The organism is Enterococcus sp. 5H, assembly GCF_028128615.1.
GTDB lineage: Bacteria > Bacillota > Bacilli > Lactobacillales > Enterococcaceae > Enterococcus_L.
In genome coordinates, this window is the sequence record NZ_AMDP01000018.1 from 150,283 (window position 1) to 163,962 (window position 13,680).

Here is a 13,680-nt window from a genome sequence, read left to right on the forward strand (position 1 = left end):
GGAGGAGTTATTATGTATATCGTAACAAACACTATTCAAACTGAAACCGACCATTCGCAAAAAATCATCCAACAATTTACGGCTGGTCATACAAAAGAAAGTATGGATGCAGTTGAAGGATTTCTTGATTTTCAGTTAATGCAGCGTGAGTTGCCAGATAATCCTGAAATAACTGAATTAGTAGTTTTAAGTCGTTGGGAATCAAAAAAACATCAGAAAAATTGGGTGCAAAGCCAATCTTTCAAAAAGATGCACCAAAGAAAAAATCCTCAAGAAAAAACAGATAGTGAAAAGAAAAGACCTGGAATTATTTCTAGTACAATTGCGGAATACGAAGTATTAACTTAATAGCTAAAAAACAATCATCGTCATTCAAAGACAGTGATTGTTTTTTTAGTTTATTTTACAACGAGTACATTGCAAGGTGCATACTGAACAACATGGCTAGTTGTCGTTCCAAGTTGATTTGACTGGATCTGACCCTTTCCAGTTGCACCGATCACAATCAAATCAATAGAATGATTCGCAGGAATAGTGGTAGCAATCAACTCTTTAGGATTACCAATTTCAACAATCGGAGTCACATCATCTAGCCCTTCTTCTGTGGCAAAATAAATACTCTTTAATAACTCCTTTTCAAGAGCTTCTTTTTCTTCAGCTAAAACTTTGGAAAAGGCGTAAGAACTATGGCTAATTGCATTCTCATCTATAACGGATAGTAAGTATAATGAAGCTTGCTTTTCTTTTGCAATAGCAACAGCATTTTGTAAAGCCAATTCAGAATTTTTTGATCCGTCAACAGCAACTAAAATAGTTGAATAGTTATTAATCATTTCTATCAGCTCCTTTTCTTATCTATCTTCATTATATCATGTTCATCAAAAGAGGTTAAATAAAGCGCTGAGAAATGACATAAACAGTGAATAAAAAAAGCGTGTGTAGGACAAAACTAAAAATCAGTTTTGCTTCACACGCTACATGTGATTTTACTGCAGGAGTAGAATCACATAAATATTAGTTTATTTATTGAGGATTAAAAATTCTGTTTCGACCTCATTCAATAATTATAAACCAAGGAATGGAGCTGGATTAACAAAGCCACTCCAAAGACCTGTAGAAATACTAAAGTGTAAATGAACACCGGTAGAATTACCAGTAGTTCCCATACCGCCTAACATTTGACCGGCACTCACACTTTGACCAGCTGCAACACTTAAGCTGCTCATATGAAGGTAGTAAGAGTAGTAACCATTATCGTGTTTAATAACAACGTGATTACCAGCCATGCCGCCGTAATTGGCACTAACAACTTCACCAGAACGGGCTGCCATAATTGGCGTGCCGCTTGCACCGCCAAAGTCAATACCATCATGGAAAGATCCTGAGATACCTGTAGGATCTTCACGTCCGCCAAAGCCGCTAGTAACGATCATACTTGCAACAGGAGCAGACCAACCACCGGATGAAACAGGTGGAGTTACTGTTTCTTGACTATTATTAGTGTTCTCATTCGACGAGGTCGTATTTGAAGAACTTGCAGTATTATTTGCTGCAGTTGCTTGGTTCGCAGCAGCAGTTTCTGCAGCTTTCTTAGCTTGTTCATCTGCTTGTTTTTCAGCTAAAGCAAGCGCTTCTGCTTCTTTTTTCTTTTCTTCTGCGATTGCTTTTAGCTGAGCTTGTTTTTGCTTTTCAGCTTCATCTTTTTGTTTAACGTATTTTTCTTTTTCTGCGGTTTCAGTTGCTAAGGTTGCAGCAATCTCGTTAATTTTTACATTTTGATCTAACTTCGCTTCAGCTAAGGTGGATTCTTTTTCTTCAAGTTCTTCTGTTTTTGTTTCAAGGATTTTAATAGTTTCAGTTAGCGATGTTTTTAAAGTATCTAATTCTTTCTTGTCTTCTTTTTGTGCAGTAAGAATATCATTATTGGCGCTTACTAATGTATTAACAGCTAAAGCCTTTGAAATAGCGTCAGAGAATGAATCCGCACTTAAGATGACTGTTAAAATAGACTCTTGTTCATGGTTGGTTTGTGTTACTCTTGCTTGAGCTTGTAATTGATCGTTTCTTTTTTCGATTTTTGTTTGGAGTGTAGAGATATCATTATTTAATTGATTCATCTCTTTCTCATTTTTTTGTTTTTCAGCTAATGTTGTTTCGTATTCAGTTTCAATTGTTTTGATTTGGTTTTCCAAAGAAGCTAAAAAATCTTTGGCATCTTGTTCCGTTTTTATAATTTCTTCAATTTTTTTCGTTTGATTATTAATTTTTTGATCGATATCTTCTGCAAATACACTCATAGGAGCAGTATTCACTAATAGAATGAATGAAAGTGTTAAGATTAATTTTTTCTTCAAGTGATGTTCCTCGCTTTTTATTAGTCATACTAAACGAATACTATAAAAGTATGTTGGTTCATTTGTTAGTCAAGCTAAAGTATACCATAATTTTGTGAGGAGTAGACTTGTCTAGAGAGTAAAATTAAGTAAAACGTCCAAATTTAAAATTTGGAAATAGTAGTATCATTAAATTGTAATATACGAAATTTTTACTTAATAAGAAAGTGTGATTGTAATAGAAAAATAGTTAAGTTATTTATAAAGAAGAATTGTTATATTCTGAATAAAATTCGTCAAGTAAATGTATTAACTCAGTTTTGGAATCATGGTATTTTTTTTGTACAGTTTTTTCAGCCAATGGTTTTCTTTTAGGCTTTTCTTTAACAAGTTCAGTATAATTAACTATTTTCGAATTTGAGCAACTAGGGTATACAATGTCATTGGTTAAAATTTCTGATAATATGGCGATGATCTTTGTGATTAATGGGAATTGAGTATTTGCTTCAGAACGTCTTAACATATCGAATAATTGAAACAGTACGACCTCATTGATTGTTTTGTTGTTTGAGTTTTGTAATAGTTCTTCAATAACTGGTAAGAAATCAGAACGATAGCGATCGTCTTTTTCAATAGTATATTCAGTCGAATCTTCTGAAATAAGTAATTCTCTTGGGTTTGATGCATCTAATTGATAGCGTTGCTCGACTAAGTTTGGAAATAAATCATGGACAGTAGTTAGAATCTTTAAATCTTGCCTGTAGCTAATTTTTTCTTTTTTCAATGTTTTGAGTAATTGTTCAAATTGTTCAGAAGTCAATGGTAAAGTAGCACTAACTAGAAGCTGTTGAACATATGTATCAAAATCTCCATAACGGATCCAGTCAGCAGTTGTATTGCCCAGTATCGCTATTTTTTTCAATCGCTCTTGTTTTGGTAAATTGTTACCTTTTTCCCAATTGTTGACTGTACTCGCACTAGAGTTACCAATTAATGTTGCAAAACTTGCCATTGAATATTTATGTTTTTTTCTAATTTGACTGATCCGCTTGCCAGCCTCGATTAAATCTATTTCCAAATTAAAACCTCCTAAGATTTCTTTCTTACTACTATATCACTATTTTGAATTAAATTGTATTGTTTTTTTTTCATTTTGTTGTTGAAATATTTATTTCAATATGATATATTATTTTTACCGTAATGTGTTCAATTTATTTCTTTTGAATTCAATTTAATCTTCTTAGAATTTATTTTGATACATGTTTACTGTTTTATTTTTTTAGACACTATATACCGAAAAAAATTCATTTGAAAAAGGGGGATAAAAATGCGAAGAATCGATAAAATTGAAGTACAGAAAAAACAGCTCTTGTATCATTTTTTAGAAAAGTTAAATAAACAGCTTCCGCAACAGGAAACCATAGAACAAATAGAGGAAGGCTGGGTTCAGCAATACAAACTCTTAGTGAATATGTCTTTTAGTGCGAATATTTTGTTTAAAGGAATAGATTATGCCAATCAACTGTATAATCATATCGTTAAAATTGAATACACAAGATTGTGTAAATTGGTTATTAAACAAGATTTTGAACAACAGATAACAGAGTCTACATTAAGAAAATTAAAACAAGCATACAATGAATTATTAAATTATTCACCTGTTGCTAAAGAGTCCGAAGGGATTGAGATTTTTTATGGATTCACAGGAGGCAACCGTAAAAAGTACAAAGCCAATCGAAACGCTATTAAGCAGATGTATTTGGAAATCAAACAGGAATCGAAAAAAAGTTTTTATAGACACCTGAAAGAAACCTATTATAGAAAATATAAAAAAATAAAAGAGAAGAAAAAGTATGCAGCATGGTTATTGAAAAGTCATATCTGGCACTAAAATTTTGGCTTACAAAATAAGATACGCTAAAAATATTTAAATCCATCAAAAAAGTTACTTTATTTTTACGTAAAGATTTGTTGTGCTATCATTTGATTGAAGGGATAGAATTTTTCTAGAAGATCGTTCAGTAGAAATTCATCAAGTATGATAGAAAGAAGGGATTTTCGTGAAAGATAACAAAGAAATGCATATGCATATGGATCACGGGAATATGGAAAGTCATGGACATGAAGACATGTCTGGTATGGATCATTCCATGCATATGGGGAATTTTAAACAAAAATTTTGGTTGTCACTAATTCTGGCGATTCCAATTATTTTTCTTTCACCAATGATGGGTGTTGATTTACCCTTTCAATTTACATTTCCAGGTTCAGATTGGCTTGTGTTGATTTTAGCTAGTATTTTATTTTTTTATGGTGGACAGCCATTTTTGAGTGGAGCTAAAATAGAATTGAAACAAAAGAATCCGGCAATGATGACATTGATTTCCATGGGGATTTCGGTTTCGTATTTTTATAGCGTTTACGCTTTTATTATGAATCAACTGCAGCCTCACGAGCATGTTATGGATTTTTTCTGGGAGTTAGCGACATTAATTGTCATCATGTTATTGGGCCATTGGATTGAAATGAATGCTATTGCTAACGCTGGAGATGCTTTGCAGAAAATGGCTGAACTTTTACCAGATAAGGTTAAACGCTTAAATAATGATGGTAGTGAAGAAGAAATTGCCTTGCAGGATGTAAAAGAAAATGATCGTTTGATTGTTCGCGCTGGTGATAAAATACCAGCAGATGGTGTGATCGTTAAAGGCAGTACATCTGTCGATGAATCAATGGTGACTGGTGAATCAAAAACAGTTACTAAGAATGAACATGATAACGTAATTGGCGGTTCTGTTAACGGTAGTGGTACAGTTGAAATTCAGGTTACTGGAACTGGTGAAACCGGGTATCTGTCAAAAGTCATGGATATGGTCAAAAAGGCCCAAACAGAAAAGTCTAAACTAGAAACATTATCTGATCGTGTTGCCAAATGGCTGTTTTACATTGCTTTAATTGCAGGAGTTGCAGCATTTATTATTTGGTGGTTAGTAGACAAAGATTTAAGTATTGCCTTTGAACGGATGGTGACGGTCTTTATTATTGCTTGTCCTCATGCCTTGGGGCTAGCTATACCATTGGTTATTGCCCGCTCAACTTCAATTGCAGCAAAACATGGCTTACTGTTAAAGAATCGCAATGCGCTTGAACAAGCGAAGGATATTCAGTATGTGATGTTGGATAAAACTGGAACACTGACTGAAGGCAAATTTACAGTAACAGGAATCGAAATAATTTCAGCAAAAGCTACTAAAGAAGAGTCACTGAAAATAATTGGTGCTTTAGAAAATAATGCGAACCATCCTTTGGCGATAGGAATTATGAATTATCTTGAAGAAAATAATATCTCACCCTACAAAGTTGTGAATCTTCAAAATATTTCTGGGGTTGGAATATCTGGGATAGTGAATAATCAAGAAGTTAAAATTGTGAATGAAAAAGAAGTCAAACGGCTGCAGCTTCCATTTAAAGAATCGATTAAAACAACATATGAAGCACAAGGAAACACGTTAAGTTTTCTGATTATCAATGGAATCCTAGTTGCAATGATCGCTTTGGGTGATAGTATAAAATCTGAATCTAAGGCATTTATCTCTAATTTGAAACAACAGGAAATCGTCCCGGTAATGTTAACAGGAGACAACGTTTCAGCAGCAGAAGCAGTCGCCAATTACTTGGGTATTACAACTTTTTATGGCGGGCTACTCCCCGAAGATAAGGAGAAAATCGTTCAAAAATATCTAGATGAAGGCAAACAAGTGATGATGGTAGGCGATGGAATCAATGATGCTCCAAGTTTAGTCAGAGCAACAATCGGAATTGCTATTGGAGCTGGAACAGATGTAGCGATCGATTCCGCAGATGTGGTTTTAACGGATAGTGATCCTAAAGATATTTTAAGATTTTTGAGTTTAGCGAAACAGACACAACGAAAAATGATTCAAAATCTCTGGTGGGGAGCTGGCTACAACCTTATTGCAATTCCACTTGCTGCAGGTGTTTTGGCTCCGTGGGGAATCTTATTAAACCCAGCTGTTGGTGCTATTCTAATGTCCTTAAGTACTGTGATTGTGGCAGCGAATGCGCTAACTTTACGAATTGATAATTAAAAATAATGAAAAGCATTGATTATGACGTATTTTATATGTACATTCAATGCTTTTTTTGCATTCGAATTTTTATAGGCTTTTTTTCATTTGATTGCTATAATTTTTATTTATTTAAAAAGTGGGGGTTTAAAATGGAGTATAGTAAAATTTTCGACTTTGAATCTAATAAATTACTTGAATTATTTACATTATTAAATACTGCAAATGATGTTTATAGTATAGAAGAACTTTCAAGTAAATTACAGGTTGATCCTAAAACGATTCTAAAGTATATAAAAAAGCTAGGTGAATTATTTGAACTATACTATTTGGCGGATCAATTAACAATTTCAAATATAATCAGAAATCAATTTTATTTGAAAAAAGATAATGAACTAGTTTCAGAGCAATTTTTGATAAATTATTTAAACAGTTTACCTGAAATTATTTTTTTGAAATCGATTATTGAAGGAAATAAAATTCAAACGATGCAATTTGCCGAAACGTTATCAATTAGTGAATCAAGCCTTAGAAGACGAGTTAGAAAAATTAGTAACTGGCTAGAGCATAGGAATTTGTATCTGAAACGTGGAACATATGAATTAATTGGAGACGAAGCACAGATTAGAGCGTTCATTCTTCATTTTTACTGGTTTGTTTATCGTGGAATCAAGAATTCGTTTTTACAGCAGGAAAATGAGGAAAGTACACTACTGACAAACCACATTCTTCATTTTTTTCAACTTCAAGTGAATGACCTGCAAAAAGAATCTATTTTGCGAATTGTACAAATTACGAATTGGCGTTATCAGAAAGGAAAAGAAATTAATTTTAAAGAAGAATGGTATCAGTACATTACAGCAAGCAGATTGTTTTCAAAATTCGTCGAAGCATTGCGTCATACTGAATCAACTTTTTTACAAAATATGGATGAGTTAGCCTATGTTTATTTGACAATCCAAGCTAGTTTTTTGCCTTACTATGGCAAAAGTTTGCAGGGGTTTACTATTCAGGAACATTTTCTAGAAAAAACAACTAGTTATATGAATACACTTTGCGTAGCGAATAATTTGAAACAAAAATTTTGGGAAAAAGAATTTGATTTTACACAAGAAAACTTAGCAGCGTTTTTAAGCTTTCATCTGTATTATGAAATGATTTATGGTTTTTCCTTTGAAAGAGATCAATCAGTACCGATAATTAAAGAAAAATATCCAGCTTTTTCTGCTAAACTTGAAGCTGTACTTTTAGAAGTAGTAAATGGAAATTCTTACTTAAATATTATCCCGAAATCTAATCAATTTTACCGATATTTTATGATTTTAACTTCTGTGATTTCTCCCATTTATTATGAAAGAAAGATCGTTATTTGTATAATGACCGATTTTTCAATTGAAAAAGAGCATGAATTAGGCAAACGTCTCCGCCATTTTTTTTACGGTAAATTCAATATGACAGTCATTTATGCACGAACATCTAAATCAATCTTTTATGCAAATGTTATTCTAACAACAATCATTCATCAAAGATCATTCAAAAATTATGAACGGCCCATTGTTTTACTTGATACGAATTTCTCTGAAACTATTTTTTTTGAAATCGAGGAACTAATAAAAGTAACATAAAATGAAGCCCTTTCATAAAAATATGGTAAAATAAACTGTAACTATAATTTAGGAGGTCTTTTTGTGAAAAAAATTCAGTTTGGAACAAGTGATTTACAAGCAGCATCAGTTATTTTAGGTTGTATGCGTCTTAACGGAGCTGAAAATCCTGTAGAAGTAATTGAAACAGCTTATGAGCAAGGAATTGATTTTTTTGACCATGCTGATATTTATGGCGGTGGAGAGTGTGAAACAATTTTTGGCAAGGCCTTAAAAGAATCATCAATCAAAAGAGAAGATATTATTATTCAAACAAAATGCGGTATTCGCAAAGGTCAGTTTGATTTTTCTAAGGAACATATTATTTCTTCTGTAGAGGGCAGCTTGAAACGTTTAGGAGTAGATTATGTTGATGCTTTGCTACTGCATCGTCCAGATACATTAGTTGAACCAGAAGAAGTGGCAGCAGCTTTTGATCAATTAGAATCACAAGGAAAAGTAAAATATTTTGGTGTAAGTAATCAAAAACCAATGCAAATTGAGCTATTGAAAAAAACAGTGAAACAACCATTGTTAGCGAATCAATTGCAGTTTGGAATCAAACATACAGAGATGATTGACCAAGGCATTCATGTAAATATGACAGATGATCCCAGTATTGATCGAGATGGCAGTATTTTAGATTATTCACGTTTGAATGAAATGACGATTCAAGCTTGGTCGCCTTATCAATATGGTTTCTTTGAAGGTGTATTTATCGGAAATGAAAAATTTGCAGAGTTAAATCAAACATTAGATAGAATTGCTGAAAAATATAATTCAACAGCAACTGGTTTAGCTACAGCTTGGATTTTAAGACATCCGGCAAATATGCAAGTGATAGCTGGAACAATGAATACACAGCGCATTAAAGAAATTGCTAAAGCATCTGAAATTGTCTTAACAAGAGAAGAATGGTATGAAATTTATCGTGCTGCGGGAAACATTTTACCTTAGACATTGTTTTAGTGAAAAAAGTTTACAAATTTAAACAAGTTCGTTCATATTTTTTTCACATTTTAATTGTAAGATAATTCTTGTAGAACAAAGCTTCTTGATAAGTATTAATTTCATTTGTGTGAACTCCGTTAAACCCGCTCTGAGTGTGCAGAGCGGGTTTTATTTTGTTATTTAAGCGAAAAGTGAACAAAAACTTAAAGGAATTCGAACTTTAGTTCTTACCTACTGCAAAGTTCGCACATTTTTGTTAGAATAGAAGAGAAACCAGCTTGCTAAAAGATGAGGAGAAAACAAATGACCAAAAATAAGTTATTATTAGTTGACGGAAATAGTGTAGCTTTTCGTGCATTTTTTGCACTACATAATTCCCTAGAACGTTTTAAAAATAAAAATGGGCTGCATACGAATGCGATTTATGCCTTTAACAATATGTTTGAGAACGTGATGACCAAAGAAAATCCCACTCACGTGTTAGTGGCGTTTGATGCTGGAAAAACTACATTCCGAACAGAGTTTTATCCTGAATATAAAGCCGGTCGTTCGAAGACACCAGGCGAATTTAAAGAGCAAATGCCTTATATTCGTGAATTATTGACTGGTTTAGGTGTGAAATATTATGAGTTAGATAATTATGAAGCCGATGATATTATCGGAACACTTGCAACTAAAGTTCCTAAAGATGAATTTGACGTGGTTGTATTATCTGGAGATCGTGATTTAACCCAATTGGCATCGGAGTCAGTTAAAGTTGATATTACAATTAAAGGTGTAAGTGATTTAGAATCTTATACACCTGAACACGTAGCAGAAAAATATGATGGGTTAACGCCAAACCAAATTATTGATATGAAAGGATTGGCTGGTGATACATCAGATAATATTCCTGGTGTAACGAAAATCGGTGAAAAAACAGCGATTAAATTATTAAAAGAATACGGTTCAGTCGAAGGCGTTTATGAGAATATTGATCAATTGAAACAAAGTAAAATGAAAGAAAATTTGATTAACGATAAAGAACAAGCCTTTATGTCAAAACGTTTGGCAACGATTAATGTTGATTCTCCTGTTGAGGTGGATATCAACGATCTTAAATATGAGGGCAAAGACTTAGAGAAACTGATTCCGTTTTACAAAGAAATGGACTTTAAACAAATGCTAAGTAAGCTAAATGTTGAAGAAGAGACATCCGAGCTAGAGGACGTACATTTTGATGTCGTCAATACATTTACAAAAGAAATGTTCACTGATGACATGGCGCTATACATTGAGATGATGGAAGATAATTATCATACTTCTCCAATCGTTGGTGTTGCGTGGGGTTCTAAGAAAAAAGTCTATGCAACCAATAGTCTCGAATTATTTGAAAGTCAACCGTTTATTGACTGGTTATTATCAAGTAAATATAAGAAAACAGTCTATGATGCTAAACGTACCTATGTTTCACTAAATCGTTATGTTGGAAAAACCGAAGGAATTACTTTCGATGTTTTATTAGCAGCTTATTTGTTGGATACAAATGATAATAGCGCTGATATTGAAGGCGTTGCTCAGCATTATGGTTATACTAATATTCATTCAGATGAATCAGTTTATGGTAAAGGAGCTAAAAAAGGACTTCCGGAAGATGAGGAAATGTTTTTCAGTCACTTAGCTCGCAAGGTTAATGCTATTCATTTTCTATCTGAAAAATTAGATACAGAATTAACTGATAAAAACCAAGCCGATTTATTCTATAAAATGGAATTACCACTTTCAAAAATTCTTGCTGATATGGAAATTACCGGAATCCGTGTCGACGCCAGTCGTTTGAAAGAAATGAGAATTGAGTTTTCTGAACGTTTACAAGGAATCGAACAAAAAATCTATGCAGAAGCTGGAGAAGAATTCAATTTAAATTCACCGAAACAATTAGGTGTTATTTTATTTGAAAAAATGGGTCTTCCAGTCATTAAGAAAACGAAAACAGGCTATTCAACAGCTGTTGATGTGCTAGAACAATTGAAAGAACAAGCGCCTATTGTGGAAGATATTTTAGTTTATCGTCAGATTGCAAAAATTCAGTCAACTTATGTCGAAGGTTTACTGAAAGTTATTCAGCCGGATGATAAAATTCATACACGTTATGTTCAAACCTTGACGCAAACAGGGCGTCTAAGTTCAATTGATCCGAACTTGCAAAATATTCCGATTCGCTTGGAAGAAGGTCGGAAAATTCGTGAAGCATTTGTTCCGAGAGAAAAAGATTGGTTGATTTTTTCATCAGATTACTCTCAAATTGAATTGCGTGTTCTTGCTCACATTTCTAACGATCAACATCTGAAAGAAGCCTTTATTGAAGGTCAAGATATTCATTCAAGTACTGCAATGCGTGTCTTTGGTATTGAAAATCCGGAAGAAGTTACACCCAATATGCGTCGCCAGGCTAAAGCAGTAAACTTTGGGATTGTTTATGGGATTAGTGATTACGGCTTATCTCAAAATTTAGGAATTACTAGAAAACAAGCCCAAGAATACATTGACACTTATTTTGAAAAATATCCCGGTGTGAAAAAATATATGGAAGATATTGTGCGTGAAGCCAAAGACAAAGGTTTTGTAGAAACGTTGTACAATCGTCGTCGCTATTTGCCAGATATTAACTCACGTAATTTTAACCTACGTTCATTTGCTGAACGAACAGCAATTAATACGCCGATTCAAGGTAGTGCAGCGGATATTCTGAAGATCGCTATGATTAATATGGAACAACGTCTGAAAGAAGAAAATATGCAGGCGACTATGCTGCTTCAAGTACATGATGAACTTGTTTTTGAAGTACCTGAATCAGAATTAGAAAAATTAAATGCACTAGTGAAAGATGTAATGGAAAACGCGGTAGAACTACACGTACCGCTAATTACAGATAGTAGCTGGGGAAAAACATGGTATGAAGCAAAATAATTAAATAAATCGAAGAGACTGACCAAACGAGAACTTTTACTTGTTTAACTCAGTCTCTTTTAGCAAAGGAGCGATAAAATGCCTGAATTACCAGAAGTTGAAACGGTCAGAAAAGGGTTAGAAAAATTAGTCGTTGGTAAAACGATTAAAGAAGTCACGATTTTATGGCCTAGAATTATCGAATCACCAGTCGTAGAAATTTTTGAAAGTCAGCTTATTGGTCAAACAATCGAAAAAATGGAACGCCGAGGAAAATTTTTAATTTTTAAACTGACAAATTACGATATGATTTCTCATTTACGCATGGAAGGAAAGTACGAAACTCATGATCCAGAAGATCAGCGAGATAAGCATACTCATGTTATTTTTACCTTCACAGATGGATCGGAATTACGCTATTTAGATGTTCGGAAATTTGGACGAATGGTTTTAGTAGATAAAGATCAAGGAACAAATTACAAAGGGATTTTAGCTTTAGGACCAGAACCAATTCCCTCTCAATTCAAACTTAATGAATTTCGATTAGGACTAAAAAAACATCACAAAGCAATTAAACCGCTATTACTAGACCAACGTTTAGTAACTGGTTTAGGGAATATCTACGTTGATGAAGCATTATGGGAAGCCAAAATTTATCCTGAACAGCCAGCGGATACATTAAAACCTAAAGAGGTTGAAGGATTATCTTATGCGATCATTGATGTATTAGGGCGTGCGGTTGAAGCTGGAGGAACAACTATTCGTAGTTATTTAAATGCTTTAGGTGAAGCAGGAACATTTCAAATTTCTTTAAATGTATATGGGCAAACAAATAATCCCTGCCCAAGATGTGGCACACCAATCAAAAAAATCAAAGTTGCTCAACGCGGTACGCATTTTTGTCCTAAGTGCCAAACCTTGAAAGTGAGGAATTAATTTATGGGGATGGTGTTAGGACTAACTGGTGGCATTGCTACCGGTAAAAGTACGGGGGTTGCTATTTTTAAGAAGTATGGTTTTCCAATAGTTGATGCTGATATTATTGCCAGACAAGTAGTTGAACCGGAAACTGAAGGGCTAAAGGCGATTCAACAGGCTTTTGGTAAAGAAGTTATTCAAGCAAACGGTTCTCTAGATAGAAAAAAATTAGCAACTATAATTTTTTCAAACGATAAGAAAAGAGTCATGCTAAATGAATTGTTATCTCCTTTTATCAGACATGAAATCGTGCGGCAAATTCAAGAAAAAAGTCAGCTGTCAAACTTAGTTGTTGTGGATATTCCGCTCCTTTACGAAGGTGGCTATGACCAAGTTGTAGATAAAGTAGCTGTTGTTTATATTCCGAAATCGGTTCAACAAAGCCGATTAATGAAACGAGATAATCTAACTCGGTTGGAAGCTGAAAAGAGAATAGCTAGTCAATGGTCAATCGAAGAAAAAAAGGCGAAAGCTGATTTCGTTTTTGATAATCAAGGAAATCACGAAGAGTTGGAACAACAAATTGTAGCGTGGATCGAAAATAATCAGAAAAATGAATAATTTTTAGACATTGGTAAATCAAAATTTATCAATGTCTTTTTGATTTATCCCCCAAATTTAGTTGATGTAAACTGTTATTTTTTATACCTACGTTACATAAAAAAGAGCGATGAATAAAAAGTTTTTCTTCCTACTTATCAGTCAATGTCAATATTTTCCTTAAGAACTACTATCTAATGTCTGGTTTCTTAAGCATTT

Annotated in this window: 11 protein-coding genes; 8 read left to right on the forward strand and 3 right to left on the reverse strand. The window is 33.5% G+C overall.

The window, feature by feature from the left end; all coding sequences use genetic code 11:
* The first annotated feature begins 12 nt into the window (after positions 1-12).
* The gene (locus C240_RS05555; protein ID WP_271492010.1) at positions 13-348 is read left to right on the forward strand and encodes an antibiotic biosynthesis monooxygenase; all 336 of its coding nucleotides are present in this window, start codon (positions 13-15) and stop codon (positions 346-348) included.
* 50 nt (positions 349-398) lie between these two features.
* Here C240_RS05555 and C240_RS05560 read toward each other — a convergent pair whose 3' ends face one another.
* The 3 genes from C240_RS05560 to C240_RS05570 form a co-directional block, all read right to left on the reverse strand.
* A complete protein-coding gene (locus C240_RS05560; RefSeq protein WP_271492013.1) occupies positions 399-833 on the reverse strand; it encodes a universal stress protein in 435 nt (144 codons plus the stop codon).
* A gap of 231 nt (positions 834-1,064) precedes the next feature.
* Positions 1,065-2,354 (reverse strand): murein hydrolase activator EnvC family protein, encoded by a 1,290-nt coding sequence (locus C240_RS05565; protein WP_271492016.1) that lies wholly within the window; start codon positions 2,352-2,354, stop codon positions 1,065-1,067.
* Positions 2,355-2,592: 238 nt separating this feature from the next.
* Positions 2,593-3,411 carry a helix-turn-helix domain-containing protein gene (locus tag C240_RS05570; RefSeq protein ID WP_271492019.1) on the reverse strand — a complete coding sequence of 273 codons (819 nt, stop codon included), beginning with the start codon at positions 3,409-3,411 and terminating at the stop codon, positions 2,593-2,595.
* A 249-nt stretch (positions 3,412-3,660) separates the two neighbouring features.
* On the opposite strand from C240_RS05570, the gene C240_RS05575 reads away from it, so the two are divergent.
* The 7 genes from C240_RS05575 (at position 3,661) to coaE (ending at position 13,482) form a co-directional block, all read left to right on the forward strand.
* Positions 3,661-4,224 (forward strand): hypothetical protein, encoded by a 564-nt coding sequence (locus C240_RS05575; RefSeq protein WP_271492022.1) that lies wholly within the window; start codon positions 3,661-3,663, stop codon positions 4,222-4,224.
* 187 nt (positions 4,225-4,411) lie between these two features.
* Complete coding sequence (locus C240_RS05580) at positions 4,412-6,442, forward strand: heavy metal translocating P-type ATPase (RefSeq protein WP_271492329.1); 2,031 nt, start codon at positions 4,412-4,414, stop codon at positions 6,440-6,442.
* Positions 6,443-6,573: 131 nt separating this feature from the next.
* On the forward strand, positions 6,574-8,046 hold the full coding sequence (locus C240_RS05585; RefSeq protein ID WP_271492025.1) for a helix-turn-helix domain-containing protein: 1,473 nt from the start codon (positions 6,574-6,576) through the stop codon (positions 8,044-8,046).
* A 63-nt stretch (positions 8,047-8,109) separates the two neighbouring features.
* Positions 8,110-9,021, forward strand: a complete 912-nt coding sequence (locus tag C240_RS05590) for an aldo/keto reductase (protein WP_271492027.1) — start codon at positions 8,110-8,112, stop codon at positions 9,019-9,021.
* A gap of 297 nt (positions 9,022-9,318) precedes the next feature.
* The gene (gene polA / locus C240_RS05595; protein WP_271492030.1) at positions 9,319-11,964 is read left to right on the forward strand and encodes a DNA polymerase I; all 2,646 of its coding nucleotides are present in this window, start codon (positions 9,319-9,321) and stop codon (positions 11,962-11,964) included.
* A gap of 78 nt (positions 11,965-12,042) precedes the next feature.
* A complete protein-coding gene (mutM, locus tag C240_RS05600) occupies positions 12,043-12,879 on the forward strand; it encodes a DNA-formamidopyrimidine glycosylase (protein ID WP_271492033.1) in 837 nt (278 codons plus the stop codon).
* A gap of 3 nt (positions 12,880-12,882) precedes the next feature.
* On the forward strand, positions 12,883-13,482 hold the full coding sequence (gene coaE / locus C240_RS05605; RefSeq protein ID WP_271492036.1) for a dephospho-CoA kinase: 600 nt from the start codon (positions 12,883-12,885) through the stop codon (positions 13,480-13,482).
* Positions 13,483-13,680: the final 198 nt, after the last annotated feature.